Genomic DNA, 16,247 nt, shown 5'->3' with positions numbered 1-16,247 from the left:
CATGGTCGACTACACCAAAGGGCTGCACGAACTCGCCGACGGCATATGGGGCTGGCTGGCCCCGGACGGCAGTTGGTGCCTGAGCAACGCTGGCTTGATCAGCGGCGAGGGAGAGTCCTTCCTCGTTGACACTCTCTTCGACTACGACATGACGCGTGAGATGCTCACTGCGATGCAGCCACACACGGATGCCAATCCGATCGTCGCTGCGCTGAACACGCACAACAACGGTGATCACACTTACGGCAACATGCTCCTCGATCCATCGGTGCGGATCCACTCGACCACGCACACCGGTCACGAGATCGACGATCTGACACCTGAGGTATTTCGGGCCTTGCTGGAGGCCGACATGGGGCCGGTCCTGACTCCATATCTCCAGCACTGCTTCGGCAGGTTCAATCTTGAGGGCGTCGAACTGCGCGAGCCTGACGTGACCTTCGATGGCGAACTCAGCCTCGAGATCGGCGGCCGCGAGGTGCGTTTGATCGAGTTGGCACCTGCGCACACAATGGGTGACTCGGTTGCCTTCGTTCCGGACAGCGGCGTGCTCTTCGCCGGCGACTTGCTCTTCATCGACGGCACCTCGATCTCGTGGTCCGGCGCCGTGGACAACTGGATTGCCGCATGCGACACGATGATCAGCTGGGATCCAGAGGTGGTCGTGCCCGGCCACGGTCCAGTCACTGGCGTGGACGGCATTCGCGCCGCGCGGGACTACCTCGCCTTCGTCCTCGACTACACACTCACAGCACAAGCAGCAGGATTGCCTTGGGAGGAGGCCGTCGACCGCATCGAGCTCGGACCGTACGCCGCTGTGCCAGATTCAGAGCGAGTCGTTGTCTCCGTGCACCAGATCTATCGGCGCAACGATCCCAGCATTCCCGAGGTCACCCCGATCGATCTCTTCGGGCACATGGCCCAATGGCGCGCGAAGCACGTCCAACGGTAGCGCCGACCAGCGGGACTCGCCCCAGGCGGAGCACGACGTCTGCACCGCGGACAGGTGCTCGATTACCGAACGCACCCACTCCCGCCACGGCACGCCGGCTTGGAACTCGCCGATGCCGGCCCACGAGCCCATAGCCCTGGTCCGCGGCCCAGTCCACGGCGGCTGCCAGGTCATCGCCGACTGCTGTAACGCCTACTCTCACATTCTCGTTACAGTAGCCGTAACAGTAGGCGCCGCTCAGTCTGGGATGAGCCATGAGGCCCGAGGATCATTGGGGCTCTTCCCGATCCATTCGACGAAGCCGGCGTCCCGAAGTTGGGCGAGGTGACGCAACACGGTGGGCCTTGCCGCGCCGAGCGCCTCCACGATCTCACCCGTGCTCAGACTTGAAGCATCGCGCAATGTTGTCAGGATGCGCTGCTGCATCAGAGGGAGTCCTGCCATGAGACGTCGCTCCCCCGGCTCACCCGAAAGTGTCAACTGCACACTCCCTGAGGTCTGGTGATAAAGCGGGTCGGCAAGACCCGCTCGTCGCATCTCATCGAACATGCGGCGAATCCCCTCGCCCAGCTCCTGGGTGATGCGCAAGTCCGTGCACACGCGAGCGATCCGTGGGTTCCTCGCAAAGCGGGTGATCTCCAAGGGGGACTCCAAGTCAACCAGGCCCGGGAATCTGCCTGGGCTCTCGATCGAGATCCGGTCGTCATAGATGTCCACATGGACATGGTCGCCCTGCATGCTGTAGGACCGGTGCACCACGGCATTGACGACGCCCTCGAACCACGCATCATCGGGCACGAGGCCGATATCCGCGAAGGATCCGGACGGCGCAAGAGCGCGCCGCGTCGGCTGCCGCTCCCTGCGAAGCGGGAGTGTCAATCAGGCGGACTCGGCGTCGTCCTCGCGGCCGTAGTCGTCCTCCAGGCGGCAGATGTCGTCCTCGCCGGTATAGGCACCGTGCTGCACCTCGACGATGACCAGTTCCTCGGAGTGCTCGTTGGTGATCCGGTGCGCGGCACCGGTCGGCACGTCGATCGACTCCCCGGGGCCGGCGACGATCGTCTCGCCGTCGATCACGCAGGTGGCGATGCCGAAGATGATCACCCAGTGCTCGGAGCGGTGCTTGTGGGTCTGATAGCTCAGCCGCTGGCCGGGCTTCACCTGGATCCGCTTGACCTTGTAGCCCTGCGACTCGTCCAGGACATGCCAGGACCCCCAGGGCCGCTCAGCCGAATCGAGTGCCATCTCCGACCATCCGTTTCGTGAAAGGGGTGACGTTGGCCGCCAGCCTAGCGAAGCGGGTGCAAGGATGCGCACCATGACTTCTCAGGTGTACGAGTGCGACATCCAGGTCCGGCTGCGCGACCTCAACGCCGGCGGCCACGTCGACAACGTGGAGGTAGCCCGGGTGATCTCCGAGGCGCGGATCCTCTTCATGCGCTTCGCCGACATCGGCACCGGTGAACCGACCGGCCTGCTCGGCGCGATGCCTGACGGGATCGTCGAACTCGTCGTCTCCCAGTCGGTCGAATACCGCCAGGAGATGTATTTCTCCCCCTTCGAGCCCTACCGGGTGCGGATGTGGATCAGCAAGATCGGCGGCAGTTCCCTCGGCATCTCCACCGAGATCCGCACCTCCGCGGACGGCGTACCTGCGGCCGTCGCCGAGACCACCCAGGCCCTGCGCGACACCGCCACCGGCACCGCATGGCAGATCAGCGACGAGGTCCGGTCCGTGCTCGAGCGCTACCTCGACGAACCGGTAGCGATGCGCTGAACGACGTACCCGATAGCGCACCGGATCTCTTGCACCAGGTGACTGCGATCCGGTGCACTGTGGTCGACGTGGTCCTCAGCCGCGCAGGTTCGGCCGCACATGCAGGCCGACCTCCGGGTCCACCACGACCTCCTGGCCGGCCGGCATCCCGTCGGCCTGCAACGTGGCATCGGTGGGCACGTTCCGCTTGACCATCGCCAACGCGATCGGGCCCAGTTCGTGGTGGCGGGCCGAGGTGCCGACGAAGCCGATCACCTTCTCGCCGTGCGTCACCTCCGCACCCTGAGTGGGGAGCCGATTCTCGGAGCCGTCGAGGTGCAGCATCACCAGGCGACGCGGTGGCCGGCCCAAGGTGTGCACCCGGGCGACCGTCTCCTGCCCGCGGTAGCAACCCTTCTCCAGGTGCACCGCAGTGTTGATCCAGCCGGCCTCGTTCGGGATCGTCCGGTGGTCGGTGTCCAGGCCGAATCGGGCCTCGCCGCGCGCGATCCGCAACGCCTCGAACGCCCACAGCCCGGCCGCCGGCCCCGCAGCCTCGGCGTACTCAGCGAGCTTGTCGCGCGGGATGAACTCATAGCCGTCGAACGGTACGCCGCTGCGCTTCGCCGGGCGCCAGGTCACCGCGGTCTCGGTGGTGACGTCCTCGACCTCGGCGCGCATCATGAACCGCATCTTCAACAGGAACTCGATCAACGCCGCCGCGGTGCCGGGCTCCACGTGCGCGGTGAACGCGCCGTCCTCGCCGCCCGAATCCACGCCGTACATCGCGTGCTCCACATGGCCCTGGGGGCTGAGCACCAGCGCCGCCGTCGGCACCTGCGGGGCGAGCGACTCGAAGTGCTGGGTGGTCAGCGAGTGCAGCCAGGCCAGCCGGTCGGGCCCACTGATCCGCACCACCTCGCGGTGGGAGAGGTCGACGAACCCCTCCCCGGCCTCGAGGGCACGCTGTTCGGTGTTGAACGAGCCGTAGTGCGCGGCGACACCGGCGTCGACGCCGTCTCCGGCCACGGCTCCGGGCAGACTGAGCAAGGGACTGTTCACGCCTCCAGCCTACGCAGGGCGTGGGTGCGCCGATGGTTCGACTACCGCGCTCTTGTGGGCCGCCCCCGGACCGACTGCCGCTCCCTTGTGGGCCGCCCCCGGACCGACTGCCGCTCCCTTGTGGTGGCTCCGCACCCCGCCAGCGCGGTGGGAAGACGCATGGACAGCGCTTTACAGCGGGAAGAGGCGCCGTGCGCGGCAAGCACAGCGGGGATGTGCGCCGGGCCGCTACGCCGAGGCGCAGGCCACGCAGGTGCCGAAGACGGTCAGGTGCCCGATGTCCGGGACGAACCCGTGCTCGTCGCGCAACCGCTCCACGAAGTCGCCCAGCAGTTCCGGGTCGAGGGAGGTCACCGCGTGGCAGCGGCGGCAAACCATGTGGAAGTGCTCGTGCCCGGTGATCGAGTGGTACGTCGGGGCCCGGTCGCTCAGGTGCGTGTGCCGGACCAGGCCGAGCTCCTCGAGCACCTCCAGGTTGCGGTAGACCGTCGACAGGTTGACCGCCGGGGAGTGGCGACACACCTCTGCATGGACCTCGTCCGGCGTGCCGTGGCCGAGCGCATCCACCGCGGCCAGGATCATCTGCCGCTGTGGAGTCATCCGCTTCCCGCTGGAGCGGAGGCGATCGGCGAAGTCGTTCACGCCCGCTGCAGCCTCGCCCACAGGTGCGGCTGCAGGGCCTGCCCGACCGCGGACATGTCATAGGCATAGAGCAGGTCACCCTCGACGTTGCCATAGAGGCGCTTGCCCGCGGTGACCTCCTTCGCGGACTCGGTGCGGACCACCGCATCGGTGACCAGGTCGAGCTTGCCGCCCTCGGCCTCGCCGTACCAGACCTCGACCACACCGCTGGCGTGTGTGAGCACCAACTCGACCTTGCCCTCGGGCCGGGCGCGGAGGAATCCGGTCTCGATCGCGCCCTCGCGGATCTTCTGCCCCTCGGCGTCGACCAGCCACGCGCGCGCCATGTAGTGGAAGAACGGCCGCCCGTCGTGGGTGAAGATCAACTCCTGGCCGAACTCGAACTTCTCGATCGTCGGATAGTCACCGTGGCCGTTGCCGCGCCAGGTGCCGAGCAGCCAGGCGATCGGGCCACAGTCGGGGTGGAGGTTGTCGGGGAGCTCGAACATGGCCGCCAGTCTAGATCGTGTTCGTACGCCGCCCGGCCCCCGCGGCGTACGCGTCCGGCCTGCGCGCCAACCCATCGGGCGCATATGCACCGTTTCGGCCCCGCGCCGGCGGTTTCCGGGGCCGATCGGGTGCATATGCGCGGGAACCGTCCCGCACCACCGCCCGGGTACGACGGACCGCGCCGGGAGTACGCCGCCTATGCTGCGGCTATGGCTCGTCGACTCGTGATCAAGGTGACCTGCGGCCCCGAGGACCCCGAGCGGTGCAACCAGGCCTTCACCGTCGCCGCCGCCGGGGTGGCCTCCGGTGCCCAGGTGAGCCTGTGGCTGACTGGCGAGGCCGCCTGGTTCGCCGTGCCGGGCAAGGCCGAGGAGTTCTCCCTGCCGCTCGCCACCCCGCTGGCGACGCTGCGCGACACCGTGCTCGAGCTCGGCCAGATCACGTTGTGCACGCAGTGCGCCGAGCGCCGCTCGATCACACCGGAGCAGGTGCTCGACGGCGTACGGATCGCCGGGGCGCCCGCGTTCGTCGAGGAAGTGCTCGGCGAGGACGTGCAGGCGCTCGTCTACTGAGCCGCGCGCTCAGGCCAGCCCTGCCTCCGGCTCACTCCTCGCGCTCAGGCCAGCCCCGTTCCGCCCGATCCCTGCGGGGCTCACCTCCGCCAGACCTCGTCCCTCGCCCTGCCTCCGGCTCACTCCTCGCGCTCAGGCCTTGGCCAGCACCACGGCGAGCCGCTTGGTGACTGCGTCCATCGTCAGCGCCACCTCGTCGAATACCTCGGCCGGGCGGCCGATCGGGTCCTCGATGTCATAGCCAACCCCCGGCACCGAACCGCGCGCCTGGCCGCACCGCTCCACCAGCGCCTCGAGCCCCGGCGTACTCGCCGACTCGCGCTGGTCCGCCTCGGCCAGCGCTACGAACTCGGTGATCGTGAAGGTCCTGCGCAGCGCGCGCGGTGACTCCTCCAGGACGATCGAACGTACGTCGCGGGTCGCGGTGAGCACCAGCTGGCTCTCCTCGACGATCGCCGGGGTGAGTTGGCGGGCGACGAAACCGTCCGGCGTACCCCCGCGCTCGACCAGCGTGCGGGCCGCTTCCGGGTGCATCGCGCGGCCCCGCATGGCGCGCACGCCGGCGCTCGCCACGTCGTACGCCGCATCCCGGCCGGTCTGGGCACGGACCTGGTCCAGCCGCAGGCGCAGCAACCGCTCCCCCAGCGGGGAACGGCACACGTTGCCGATGCAGACGAAAAGGACCGAAGCCATGGCGGAAGGTTATCGGTGATCCTCGACCCGGGCCGTGCGGGCTGGTTGGATCGAGGCATGTCCGCACCCCTGCTCATCACCGTGGCGCCCACCGGCGCCGAGACCAGCAAGGCCGACTGCCCCCAACTCCCCACCACCCTGGACGAACTGGTGGCCACGGCAATCTCCTGCCAGGCGGCCGGAGCCGCGATGATCCACGTGCACATCCGCGACGCCGAGCACCGCCCGACCCTGTCACTGCCGGCGTTGTCCGAGACCGTGGCCGCGCTGCGCGCCGAGACCGACCTGGTCGTGCAACTCTCCACCGGCGGCTCGGTGCACGATCCGCTCGAGGACCGGCTGGCCGTGCTCGACGCCGCACCGGACTCGTGCTCGCTGACGATGGGGACGGTGAACTTCGGCGACGACGTCTTCCTGAACCCGTGGCCCTTCATCTGCGATCTCTACCAGCTCTCCCAGGAGCGCCAGGTGGTCCCGGAGTTCGAACTCTTCGACCTCGGGCAGGTGGCGTCGCTGTCCCGGCTGCTCGACCGGCACGGGCTGCCGTTCGGCGGCCGCGTCCACGTGGACCTGGTGATGGGCGTGCCCGGCGGCATGCCCGGCACCGCCGACGCGCTCGTCGCCGCGGTCGCCGCCCTGCCCCCGGCGGTGACGTCGTGGAGCGCTACCGGGATCGGGCGCTCCACGCTGGCCGTGGCCCTGGCTGCGCTCTCCAAGGGCGGCCACCTGCGCGTCGGGATGGAGGACGTGCTGACGCTCGCCCGCGGCGTGCCGGTGGAGTCGAACGCGCAACTGGTCTCCCGCGCCGCTGCCCTGGCTGAACTGGCGCAGCGCCCGCTGATGACCCCCGCGCAGGCGCGGGAGTTGCTCGGCGTACGCGCGGGGTGAGTTGGCCCGCCCGCCCGTTTCCGCGCATATGCACCCGAACGGCCCTCGACCCAGCGATTCCGGGGCCGAAACAGTGCATATGCACCCGAACGGCCCTCGACTCAGCGGTTTCGGGGCCTAAACGGTGCATATGCGCGCAAGGGTCTGCGCCCGATGGGTACGACGGGCGCGGCGGACCTCATGAGAGGCTCCGGCCATGCGCGCAGTGATCCAACGGGCCTCGTCAGCGTCGGTCAGCGTGGACGGTGACGTGGTCGGCTCCTTCGACGGACCGGGACTGGTCGTGTTGCTCGGCGTCACCCACGACGACGGCCCTGAGCAGGTCGCGTGGCTGGCCCGCAAGGTCCGCGACGTACGGATCCTGCACGGGGAGAAGTCTGCCTCCGACGTCGATGCGCCGATCCTGGTGGTCAGCCAGTTCACCCTCTATGGCGACGCGCGCAAGGGGCGGCGCCCGACCTGGGCAGCGGCCGCGCCGGGACCCGTGAGCGAGCCGCTGTACGACGCATTCTGCGCCGAGCTGGAATCGCTGGGCAGCCGGGTCCAGCGCGGTGTCTTCGGTGCGGACATGGCCGTCAGCCTGGTCAACGACGGACCGGTGACGCTCGTTCTCGACACGCCCTGACCGGCTGGCCGACCCGCGCGCAACGGTGCATATGCACCCGTTCGGCCCCTGCGATGCGGATTTCGGGGCCGATTCGGTGCATATGCGCTCGAGGCGCCGGGGCCCGTACGCCGCCCCAGCAGGCGCCTGTGGATAACTTCCGCACCGAACCGCGATCTGTCGCACGATCGATGGCATGTCCCTACCAGCCTCCTCGATCCCGGACCTGCCCCTAACGCACCCGGGCCTCGATGTCACCCAACCGTTCCGCACCCGTGCCGCACTGGCGGCTGGCATCTCGGCCAAGGAGTTGCGCGGGCCCCGGTTCCGCACTGTCTTCCGCGGGGTCCATGTCTCGAACTCCGTGCGGGCCACTGACCTCCAACGCATCCGCGGCGCCCTGCTCCTCTTCGAGGCGGGCACTGCCTGGGCAAGCCATGAGTCGGCCGCGCGGGTCCTGGGTGTGCCGGTGCCGGACCAATCCGACGTGCACATCTCCGTCCCGCACGCCAGCATGCGGCGGCGCCGGGCCGAACTGAAGTGCCATGTCTCCCCCGGAGGCCGCGTCGTCGAGCACCAGGGGATGCACGTCTCTTCGCCCCATCAACTCTTCGTCGAACTCGCCTGCCGGCTCGGCCTGGTCGACCTGGTGATCGTGGGCGATCACCTGGTCCGCCAGCGGATGACCACGCCTCGCAAACTGGTCCAGCACTGCCGCGCCACCACCCAGCCACACGCCCGCGCAGCGCTGCGGGCCGCCCGCTTGGTCCGGTCCGGGGTCGACTCCCCGATGGAGACCCGGCTCCGGTTGCTGCTCGTGCTCGCTGGCCTGCCCGAGCCGGAGGTCAACCTCTCCCTGTGCACCCGCGACGGCGATGTCTTCCGCAAGTACGACCTCAGCTATCCGGGGATCAAGGTGGTCATCGAGTACGACGGCCGGCACCACATCGAACGCGAGCAGCAGTGGCATGCCGACCTGCTTCGCCGCGAGGACTCGGAGGGCAATGACTGGAGGTTCGTCGTGGTGATCGCTGCCGACATCTTCACGACGCCGGCGCAGACGATCAATCGGGTCTGGCGGATCCTGCGGGACCGGGGCCTGGCCGACCTGCCCGCGCGTCCGAGCCAGGAGTGGCGCACACACTTCGCCGGCCGGTGAGCCGGTGCGCCCAGGGGCCGATCCGGTGCACATGCACCACACCCGCCCCGAAACCCACCGTCCAGGGGCCGATCCGGTGCACATGCACCACACCCGCCCCGCGGCACGGCGTACGCCGCGGAACAAGGGCGCACCGCCGGGCGCGGCAGGCAGCCCCGGATAACCCATGCCCCTAGACTTCGTTGGTCGGGGGACAGTGGTGCTCACCAATCGTTCAAAGGCTCGGCGTGGAACTCAAAGAACTGGCAAGGATCCTCCGCAGGCGGCGGATCACCATCGTGGCGATGTTCGTGCTTGCCGTCGGGATCGCGGCCACGGTCTCGTTCCTGATGACGCCGAAGTATGAGTCGCGCGCGGAGATCTTCGTCGCCACCGACGCGCAGACCGTCGCGGAGAGCTCGATGGCGGTCACCTCGGTGCTCTACAAGATGAGTTCGTACGCCGACCTGGCCAACCACCGCGAGGTCCTCGCCCGCGCGCTCGAGCAGATCGACGACCCGGGGCTGACCATCGAGCAGCTCGACGGCAAGGTCTCCGCCGAGGCCGAACCGACCAGCGTCATCATCACCGTCATCGCCAAGGACGAGGACCCGACCAAGGCCCAGCTGATCGCCAAGGCGGAGTCGGAGGTGCTCGCCTCCTACATCGAGGAGATCGAGACCCCGCGCGGCCAGAACCGGTCGCAGATGACCACCACGATCACCAACTCCGCCTCGTTCAACGACAGTGCTGTGTCGCCGCGCACCGTCCTCTACATCGCCGCGGCCGCCGTGATCGGGCTGATCCTGGGCATGGCGCTGGCGCTGATCCGCGACCTGCTCGACCACACCCTGAAGACCCCGACCGAGATCGAGAAGGTCGCCGGGGCCCCGGTCATGAGCTCGGTCGCCTTCGACCGCGGGGTGGAACGGACGCCGCTGCTCTCCGACGTACGCGGGTTCTCTCCCCGCTCCGAGGCGTTCCGGCTGCTGCGCACCAACCTGCAGTACCTCGACCTCGACTCCGCGCCGAAGTCGCTGGTGATCACCTCGCCGATGCCCGGCGAGGGCAAGACGAGTACGTCGACCAACCTGGCGATCGCGCTGGCCCAGGCCGGGCGCCGCGTGCTGCTGGTCGACGGCGACCTGCGCCGCCCCCGGGTCGCGGACCTGCTCGACCTCGAGTCCCGGGTCGGGCTGACCACCGTCCTGGTCGGCAAGTCCACGCTGGCCGAGGCGATCCAGACGCACCGACCGACCGGGCTCGCCTTCCTGGCCGGCGGCACCATCCCGCCCAACCCGACCGAGATCCTCCAGGCCGCGGCCACCCGGGAGCTGATCGGCGGGCTGCGCGACATGTTCGACATCGTGATCATCGATGCGCCGCCGCTGCTGCCTGTCGCCGACGCCGCGATCCTGGCCCACACCACCGACGGCGCGCTGATGGTGATGCGCCACGGCAAGACCACCACCGAGGAACTCGGCGCCGCCACCGACCGGCTCGAATCCGTCGGGGCGCGGATGTTCGGCGTCGTGGTCAACATGGTGCCCAAGCGCGACAGCGGCGGCTACCAGTACTACTACTATTCCGACGACGAGTCGCTGGCCGAACTGAAGCTGCAGAAGGACCGGGACCGGGCCTGATCATGGTCGACCGGCTCTCCGCACTGGCCCGGGCCAGCGGTCCGTGGCTGGCGATGGGGCTGCTCCTCGCCGCACTGGTCTTCGCGGCCCGCGACGGCGTGGTGCTGATGGTGCTGGCCGTGATCGTCGCGGGGTTCCTGCTCTTCGTGGTCGCGCTCGGCCTGGAGCGCGCGGGCCGCTGGCTGGTGGTGCTCGGATTCTTCGTCGCGCCGTGGAGCGCAGTCGTCCTGCCGATGGCCACCTTCGTCACGTTCGCCGACGTCTTCTTCGCGATGGGCTTCGGCCTGCTGCTCCCCTCGATGCTGCTCTCGCGCACCTCCCTGCGGGTGCCGATGCTCTACACGGTCGGCGCGATCGGGTCCCTCTCCCTGGGCCTGCTCGCCTCGCTGCTGGTCGACGACTCGGTCGCGTCACTGGGGATGTTCGCCCGGTTCGTGGCCGGCGTACTGATCGTGCCGCTGGTCTTCATGGTCTGGAAGCCGCCGGTGCGGGTGATCGGACACCTGGCGATGGCGTACGCGCTGGGCACCTGCGCCTCGATCGGGTACGGCGTGACCAAGGGCGGCGAACGCCCCGGGACCCGCTTCATCGGGATGACCGAGCACCCCAACATCCTGGGCATCACCGGCCTGCTCGGCCTGGCCCTGATCCCGTTCATCTGGACCCGGATCAAGCCGCACCACCGCTGGTTCTGGCTCGGCGTGGCCGCAGTCAACGCCGCCGCAGTCTGGTTCAGCGGATCGCGAGCCGCCCTGGTCGTGGCGATCGCGGTGGTGCTGATGTGGCCGGTCATCGAGCGCTCCCTGCGTGGCGGTGCGTGGATGCTGCTCGTCGGGGCGGTCGGCGTGCTGGTGGCGGACCAGTTCTTCTCGGTGAGCGGCGACTCCGCCCTGGCCCGGCTGATGGGCGGCGGCTCGTCGTGGGGCTCGGACGCCGAACGGTCCAACCTGTTGCGCCACTACTGGCACGGGTTCCTGGAGCGCCCGCTCACCGGCAACGGGTTCGAGGAAGCAGTCCTCGGGCACAACGTCTATCTGCAGGTCGCCTTCTCGATGGGTGTCTTCGGCCTGATCGCCTTCGTGCTGGTGCTGCTGGCCGGTGCGATCAGCCTCTTCACCTCACCGCGGCCGCTGCACCGGCTCGCCTATCCGGTGGTCGCCTACGCGATGATCGCGATGATCACCTCGGTGATCTGGGACCGCTACATCTGGGCCCCGCTGGCACTGGCCTTCGCGGCCCAGGTGCTCGACCGGTCCCAACTCGAGGACGAGGACATCCGAGCCAACCTGCTCTCCGCCGAACCGGATCCAGCGGCCGCGGGCAGGCACGCCGCACGCTTCGTCCACCGGTGAGGGACGGCGTACCTTCTCCGGCGCCGGATCGTTGGCCCTGTGAACCTCGCCACCGGCCCGTCGGGGCACTACCGTCGAGGTCGTCCCCCACAGCGCCTCGGGCGCGCATCTCCAAGGAGCACCAGTGATCCGAAGCGTCGGCCACGCGGCCAAGCGCACCAGGCAGACCGTGACCAGCTTCGACAACGGCCCGAAGGTCCTGGTCGACCTGCTCCGCAAGCGGATCACCGGCAGCCCGGCCGACATCACCCTGAAGGTGAAGGGGTACGACGTGCTCGCGCCGAACGTGCCCGGGGCCCGGTTCCCGGTCTATGAGGCGCTGGTCGAGGACGCCTATCGGATCGGCTGGATGACCTCCGGGTTGTCGGCGAACCCGGTCGCGGTCGACATGGGCGGCCACATCGGGTCGTTCGCGCTGGCCTTCGCGCACGCGCACCCGACCGGACAGGTGGTCTGCTTCGAGGCAACCCCGGGGACGTATGCATACCTGCAGAAGAACATCGCCGCCAACGGGATCGGCGACCGCGTAGTGGCCCACAACATCGCCGTCTCCGACCACGAGGGCGAACTGCAGATGGCCTCCCACGGCGACGGGTCCGGCCACAACGGCGTGCTCCACCTGGGCGAGGCTGGCCTGGCGACCATCTCGGTGCCGTGCGTGCCGGCGGTCAAGGCCTTCTCGATGGCGGCGGGTCCGGTCGAGGTGGTCAAGATGGACATCGAGGGCGCCGAATACGACATGATCCTGAACTCGGACCCGGCCGACTGGGCCTCGGTGCAGCGGGTGGTGATGGAGTATCACGACCTGCCCGGCCGCGACTGGTCCGAACTGCGTGACTGGTTCGCCGGCATCGGGCTGTCCGAGGTCGCGCGCGACCCCGCCCCCGGCGGCAAGAACCTGGGCCTGGCCTGGCTCTCCCGCACGCCGCTCCCCTGACCTGCCCCAACCAGCTGTAACGCGGGGTTATCGTCGCTTGAGTAGCGCTGTGCGCCCCGTTTCCGTCAACACCACCGCACAAGTGGCGACAACAGCACCGCACCAGTCGGCCCGTCATCGGCATTGAAGGAGGACCGCGTGCCCCGGCTCCCCTCGGCACTCGAGCCGCTCTTCCCGCTGGTCAAGCGCACCCACCGCTTCGCCACCCGCCGCGTCGGCGCCGTCTCCCGCACCCTCGCACCGGCGTTCGGGGACCGCGGCGTACCCGTGCAGGCGCACCTGCGATCCGCCGACACCGCGGCCGCCGAACCCGGGGCACTCCTCCACCCGGCCGGACCTGCCGAGCACCTTGACCGCCCCGCTCCCTCCGGTACGCCGGCCGGCATCGAGTGGTGGCGCAGCGTCACGACGTACGACGTGCCGCCGCGGTTCGTCCTGGAACTTCCCGGCGGCCAGGTGATCGGCAACTACTCCGCGCACCTGACCGCGTCGGGTCGCCTGGACCACGAGACGTCGCACTACTTCGACGTGTTCGGCCCGCGCGAGCACCCGATCTATCTGCGCACCCGGCTGCCGAAGCCCGAGTACGTCGACGGCACGCTCGTTTCGCTGGCCACCCGGGCGACCGGGGTGAACTATTACCACTACCTGATGGACCTGCTGCCGCGGTGGGGCATCCTGCGCGAGGCACTCCCGGACCTGCGCCCCGATGCGATCCTGGCCAACACCGAGCCGCGCTTCGGGCGGGAACTGCTCGAACTGGCCGGGTTGACGGCGTACCGGACGATTTCGCCGCGCAAGCACAGCGCCTTCCGTGCCGAGCGGTTGCTGGTCCCCAACCTCACCAACAAGGCATGCCTGGCGCCGCGGTGGACCACCGACTTCCTGCGCCGTACGCTGCCGCCGGCCTCCGCGAGCACCGGGCGACCCGAGCGGATCTATGTCACCCGCGGTGATCGACGCAACTCGCGGCGCGTGGTCAACGAGGCCGAGGTGCTTGCCGTGCTGTGCCCGCTCGGATTCACCGTCATCGACCCGGGCACGCTGCCGGTCCAGGAGCAGATCGACACCTTCGCGGCGGCCTCCGTCGTGGTCGCGCCGCACGGTGCCGGGCTGACGAACCTGAACTTCTCGCCGCCCGACGTACGCGTGCTGGAACTCTTCAACCCGTCATACCTCAACCCCGGGTTCTGGGCGATCACCGCCAACCTCGGGCAGGCGCGGTATCGCTACCTGGTCGGCGAGGGGCCCGCGGCGGCGCCGGGCCTGCCGGGACGCAACGTGTACGGCGACATCACCGTCTCGATCACTGCCTTGCGGAGCGCGGTCGAGGAACTGCTCGCCTGACGCCGGTACGCCGCCCGGACCAACCACCCGGCTCCGGTCGGGTACATATGCACCCGTTCGGCCCTGATCCGCGCGATTCCGGGGCCGATGCGGTGCATATGCACCCGTTCGGCCCTGATCCGCGCGATTCCGGGGCCGATGCGGTGCATATGCGCCGGAACGGGCGGGCGTGGCCGCAAATGCCAAACGCGGGACCACCGGCACACGACCAGCGACCCCGCGTTGCGGCGTACCAGATGGATCAGATCGCGATGGCGACCTCTGCCACCGAGCCAACGGAGGCGACGACCTTCTTGTCGGTCGTCTCCGCGCCGGCAGCCAGCGTGCGCAGCGTCCACTCGCCATTGCCGGCGAAGAACCGGAAGTGGCCGGTCGCCGAGGTGGGCACCTCGGCAGTGAACTCGCCGGTCCGGTCCAGCAACCGCACGTAGGCGTTGCCCACGGGCTCGCCGCTGCGGGTCACCTGGCCCTGGACCACGGCCTGGGTGGACACGTCGATGCCGTCGAGCGAGAGACCGCCCTCAACTGCGCCGCACATGTCAGGCCTCGCCGCGCTCGTCGCCGAGGATGATCGGCACACCGACCAGCGAGCCGTACTCGACCCAGGAGCCGTCGTAGTTCTTGGTGTTCTCGTAGCCGAGCAGCTCGTGCAGCACGACCCAGGTGTGCGAGGAGCGCTCGCCGATGCGGCAGTAGGCGATGGTGTCCTTGGAGAAGTCGACACCGGCCTCCTCGTAGAGGGCCTTCAGCTCCTCGTTGGACTTGAAGGTGCCGTCGTCGTTGGCAGCCTTGCTCCACGGGATGTTCGCAGCGGTCGGCGGGTGGCCGGCGCGCTGGGCCTGCTCCTGCGGCAGGTGGGCCGGGGCGAGCAGGCGACCGGCGTACTCGTCGGGGCTGCGCACGTCGACCAGGTTCTTGTTGCCGATCGCGGCGACGACGTCGTCACGGTTGGCGCGCTTGGACGTGTCCAGTTCCTGCGCGGTGTACGTCGTGGGGGTGCGCTCGGGGATGTCCTGGGTCAGCTCGCGCGACTCCAGCTCCCACTTCTTGCGACCGCCGTCGACGAGCTTGACGTCGTTGTGGCCGTAGAGCTTGAAGTACCAGTAGGCGTAGGCGGCGAACCAGTTGTTGTTGCCGCCGTAGAGCACCACGGTGTGGTCGTTGCTGACGCCGTTCTTGCTCAGCAGGGCCTCGAAGCCCTCCTTGCTGATGATGTCGCGGCGGACCTGGTCCTGCAGGTCGGTGGTCCAGTTGAACTTGATGGCGTTGCGGATGTGGCCCTTGTCGTACGCCGTGGTGTCCTCGTCGACCTCGATCAGGACGATCTGGTCGTTGTCGATGTTCTCCTCGACCCACTGGGTGGTGACGAGGGTGTCTTCGCGACTCATTGCTTCTCTCTTTCTGGTTTGCTGCAGGTCTTGTCTGGTGTGGATGTGTGCGTGGTTTCAGGCGACGGGGGCCGGCGTACGCGTGGTGAGGCGCTTGCCGAGCAGGTACACCTCGCAGCCGAGGCAGAACGCGAAGGCTGCGTTCAGCAGGGCTGCGGCCAGGGCGAACCCGACCGCGATGTGGCCGACCAGGGTGGCGCCGGTCAGGTAGCCCACGAGGCCGACCAGGGCGAAGCCGAGGCCCACCGCCTGGGCGAACCGCGGCGGCGCGGCGTCCTCGAGTTCGGCCGGCGCGCCGAGCCGCGGCCGGACCAGTGCCTTGAAGATCGCTGCGTGAGGGGTCTTCTGGACACCGAGGCCGGCGCCGATCGCGAACAGGAGCGCCTGTACGCCGAGCAGCCCGACGCCCAATCCGCCCGGCGCGGTGAGCAGGACGACGGCTAGAACGACCGAGGTCAATGCTGCTGCGAACTGGGGTCCGCGCGGATCGATCCGGCTGGATTCTGCATGGCTGGACATGGTGCTCCCTGGTCCTGGTCGGTCATGGACTCTTCCGGGGCGGCGGGTGTGCTCCGCACCGGGTGGGGACACCTCTTTGTGCACGCGCTCAGGTGGCGGCACGGGGTCGCGGCGGCGGTCTGCGTCGGTGCTCCGACGGACCTGGGCCTTGCGAGGGGTGTCCCGTCAGGACATTCGACACAGCGCCGAGCGCGTGCGGCAGTGGTCCACTGCGCGGCGCTTGGTCAGCATGGTCGAGAACATGGAAGGAAGGCTACCCCGGACA

Annotated in this window: 19 protein-coding genes; 10 read left to right on the top strand and 9 right to left on the bottom strand. The window is 69.0% G+C overall.

Annotated features, from left to right (window positions below; all coding sequences use genetic code 11):
* The first annotated feature begins 1 nt into the window (after position 1).
* Positions 2-952: an MBL fold metallo-hydrolase gene (locus Q9R27_RS11665; RefSeq protein ID WP_311252552.1), complete on the top strand. Its 951-nt coding sequence runs from the start codon at positions 2-4 to the stop codon at positions 950-952.
* A gap of 237 nt (positions 953-1,189) precedes the next feature.
* Here Q9R27_RS11665 and Q9R27_RS11660 read toward each other — a convergent pair whose 3' ends face one another.
* Together Q9R27_RS11660 and Q9R27_RS11655 are read right to left on the bottom strand one after the other, a co-directional pair.
* Positions 1,190-1,750: an ATP-binding protein gene (locus Q9R27_RS11660; protein ID WP_311252551.1), complete on the bottom strand. Its 561-nt coding sequence runs from the start codon at positions 1,748-1,750 to the stop codon at positions 1,190-1,192.
* Between the two features lie 81 nt (positions 1,751-1,831).
* Positions 1,832-2,197 carry a phosphomannose isomerase type II C-terminal cupin domain gene (locus Q9R27_RS11655; RefSeq protein WP_311252550.1) on the bottom strand — a complete coding sequence of 122 codons (366 nt, stop codon included), beginning with the start codon at positions 2,195-2,197 and terminating at the stop codon, positions 1,832-1,834.
* A 73-nt stretch (positions 2,198-2,270) separates the two neighbouring features.
* Here Q9R27_RS11655 and Q9R27_RS11650 point away from each other — a divergent pair, with 73 nt between their 5' ends.
* A complete protein-coding gene (locus Q9R27_RS11650) occupies positions 2,271-2,729 on the top strand; it encodes an acyl-CoA thioesterase (protein ID WP_311252549.1) in 459 nt (152 codons plus the stop codon).
* 75 nt (positions 2,730-2,804) lie between these two features.
* On the opposite strand, the gene Q9R27_RS11645 is transcribed toward Q9R27_RS11650, so the two are convergent.
* The 3 genes from Q9R27_RS11645 to Q9R27_RS11635 form a co-directional block, all read right to left on the bottom strand.
* On the bottom strand, positions 2,805-3,770 hold the full coding sequence (locus tag Q9R27_RS11645; protein ID WP_311252548.1) for a glycine cleavage T C-terminal barrel domain-containing protein: 966 nt from the start codon (positions 3,768-3,770) through the stop codon (positions 2,805-2,807).
* A gap of 228 nt (positions 3,771-3,998) precedes the next feature.
* The gene (locus Q9R27_RS11640) at positions 3,999-4,412 is read right to left on the bottom strand and encodes a transcriptional repressor (protein WP_311252547.1); all 414 of its coding nucleotides are present in this window, start codon (positions 4,410-4,412) and stop codon (positions 3,999-4,001) included.
* The gene (locus Q9R27_RS11635) at positions 4,409-4,900 is read right to left on the bottom strand and encodes an FABP family protein (protein WP_311252546.1); all 492 of its coding nucleotides are present in this window, start codon (positions 4,898-4,900) and stop codon (positions 4,409-4,411) included. Before Q9R27_RS11635 ends, Q9R27_RS11640 begins: the two co-directional genes overlap by 4 nt.
* Positions 4,901-5,110: 210 nt before the next feature.
* On the opposite strand from Q9R27_RS11635, the gene Q9R27_RS11630 reads away from it, so the two are divergent.
* Entirely contained in the window at positions 5,111-5,473 is a 363-nt protein-coding gene (locus Q9R27_RS11630) for a DsrE family protein (protein ID WP_311252545.1), read from the top strand.
* 132 nt (positions 5,474-5,605) lie between these two features.
* On the opposite strand, the gene Q9R27_RS11625 is transcribed toward Q9R27_RS11630, so the two are convergent.
* Positions 5,606-6,166, bottom strand: a complete 561-nt coding sequence (locus Q9R27_RS11625; RefSeq protein ID WP_311252544.1) for a hypothetical protein — start codon at positions 6,164-6,166, stop codon at positions 5,606-5,608.
* 57 nt (positions 6,167-6,223) lie between these two features.
* On the opposite strand from Q9R27_RS11625, the gene Q9R27_RS11620 reads away from it, so the two are divergent.
* The 7 genes from Q9R27_RS11620 (at position 6,224) to Q9R27_RS11590 (ending at position 14,075) form a co-directional block, all read left to right on the top strand.
* Positions 6,224-7,054 carry a 3-keto-5-aminohexanoate cleavage protein gene (locus tag Q9R27_RS11620; RefSeq protein ID WP_311252543.1) on the top strand — a complete coding sequence of 277 codons (831 nt, stop codon included), beginning with the start codon at positions 6,224-6,226 and terminating at the stop codon, positions 7,052-7,054.
* A gap of 196 nt (positions 7,055-7,250) precedes the next feature.
* Positions 7,251-7,679, top strand: a complete 429-nt coding sequence (gene dtd / locus Q9R27_RS11615; RefSeq protein WP_311252542.1) for a D-aminoacyl-tRNA deacylase — start codon at positions 7,251-7,253, stop codon at positions 7,677-7,679.
* A 175-nt stretch (positions 7,680-7,854) separates the two neighbouring features.
* A complete protein-coding gene (locus Q9R27_RS11610) occupies positions 7,855-8,817 on the top strand; it encodes a hypothetical protein (RefSeq protein ID WP_311252541.1) in 963 nt (320 codons plus the stop codon).
* Positions 8,818-9,044: 227 nt separating this feature from the next.
* On the top strand, positions 9,045-10,439 hold the full coding sequence (locus tag Q9R27_RS11605; protein WP_311252540.1) for a polysaccharide biosynthesis tyrosine autokinase: 1,395 nt from the start codon (positions 9,045-9,047) through the stop codon (positions 10,437-10,439).
* A gap of 2 nt (positions 10,440-10,441) precedes the next feature.
* Entirely contained in the window at positions 10,442-11,791 is a 1,350-nt protein-coding gene (locus tag Q9R27_RS11600) for a hypothetical protein (protein ID WP_311252539.1), read from the top strand.
* 124 nt (positions 11,792-11,915) lie between these two features.
* On the top strand, positions 11,916-12,728 hold the full coding sequence (locus Q9R27_RS11595; protein WP_311252538.1) for an FkbM family methyltransferase: 813 nt from the start codon (positions 11,916-11,918) through the stop codon (positions 12,726-12,728).
* Between the two features lie 138 nt (positions 12,729-12,866).
* The gene (locus Q9R27_RS11590; protein ID WP_311252537.1) at positions 12,867-14,075 is read left to right on the top strand and encodes a glycosyltransferase family 61 protein; all 1,209 of its coding nucleotides are present in this window, start codon (positions 12,867-12,869) and stop codon (positions 14,073-14,075) included.
* A gap of 241 nt (positions 14,076-14,316) precedes the next feature.
* Here Q9R27_RS11590 and Q9R27_RS11585 read toward each other — a convergent pair whose 3' ends face one another.
* From Q9R27_RS11585 to Q9R27_RS11575, 3 genes are read right to left on the bottom strand one after another with little or no spacing between them, the layout of a single operon-like run.
* A complete protein-coding gene (locus Q9R27_RS11585; protein WP_311252536.1) occupies positions 14,317-14,613 on the bottom strand; it encodes a DUF1416 domain-containing protein in 297 nt (98 codons plus the stop codon).
* A gap of 1 nt (position 14,614) precedes the next feature.
* Positions 14,615-15,463: a sulfurtransferase gene (locus tag Q9R27_RS11580; protein ID WP_311252535.1), complete on the bottom strand. Its 849-nt coding sequence runs from the start codon at positions 15,461-15,463 to the stop codon at positions 14,615-14,617.
* Positions 15,464-15,520: 57 nt separating this feature from the next.
* Entirely contained in the window at positions 15,521-15,982 is a 462-nt protein-coding gene (locus Q9R27_RS11575) for a DUF4395 domain-containing protein (protein WP_311252534.1), read from the bottom strand.
* Positions 15,983-16,247 lie beyond the last annotated feature (265 nt).

Origin of the sequence: Nocardioides sp. AE5 (genome assembly GCF_031844485.1) — a bacterium.
Lineage (GTDB): Bacteria > Actinomycetota > Actinomycetes > Propionibacteriales > Nocardioidaceae > Nocardioides.
Note: the sequence above shows the minus strand (reverse complement) of the source record. Positions and strands in the feature narration are given on the sequence as shown.

Excerpts from the sequence above, each read along its gene's own strand:
- Q9R27_RS11580 (WP_311252535.1), bottom strand. The coding sequence starts at position 15,463 with ATGAGTCGCGAAGACACCCTCGTCACCACCCAGTGGGTCGAGGAGAAC.
- Q9R27_RS11635 (WP_311252546.1), bottom strand. The coding sequence starts at position 4,900 with ATGTTCGAGCTCCCCGACAACCTCCACCCCGACTGTGGCCCGATCGCC.
- dtd (WP_311252542.1), top strand. The coding sequence starts at position 7,251 with ATGCGCGCAGTGATCCAACGGGCCTCGTCAGCGTCGGTCAGCGTGGAC.
- Q9R27_RS11585 (WP_311252536.1), bottom strand. The coding sequence starts at position 14,613 with ATGTGCGGCGCAGTTGAGGGCGGTCTCTCGCTCGACGGCATCGACGTG.
- Q9R27_RS11665 (WP_311252552.1), top strand. The coding sequence starts at position 2 with ATGGTCGACTACACCAAAGGGCTGCACGAACTCGCCGACGGCATATGG.
- Q9R27_RS11650 (WP_311252549.1), top strand. The coding sequence starts at position 2,271 with ATGACTTCTCAGGTGTACGAGTGCGACATCCAGGTCCGGCTGCGCGAC.
- Q9R27_RS11630 (WP_311252545.1), top strand. The coding sequence starts at position 5,111 with ATGGCTCGTCGACTCGTGATCAAGGTGACCTGCGGCCCCGAGGACCCC.
- Q9R27_RS11610 (WP_311252541.1), top strand. The coding sequence starts at position 7,855 with ATGTCCCTACCAGCCTCCTCGATCCCGGACCTGCCCCTAACGCACCCG.
- Q9R27_RS11600 (WP_311252539.1), top strand. The coding sequence starts at position 10,442 with ATGGTCGACCGGCTCTCCGCACTGGCCCGGGCCAGCGGTCCGTGGCTG.
- Q9R27_RS11655 (WP_311252550.1), bottom strand. The coding sequence starts at position 2,197 with ATGGCACTCGATTCGGCTGAGCGGCCCTGGGGGTCCTGGCATGTCCTG.
- Q9R27_RS11625 (WP_311252544.1), bottom strand. The coding sequence starts at position 6,166 with ATGGCTTCGGTCCTTTTCGTCTGCATCGGCAACGTGTGCCGTTCCCCG.
- Q9R27_RS11620 (WP_311252543.1), top strand. The coding sequence starts at position 6,224 with ATGTCCGCACCCCTGCTCATCACCGTGGCGCCCACCGGCGCCGAGACC.
- Q9R27_RS11575 (WP_311252534.1), bottom strand. The coding sequence starts at position 15,982 with ATGTCCAGCCATGCAGAATCCAGCCGGATCGATCCGCGCGGACCCCAG.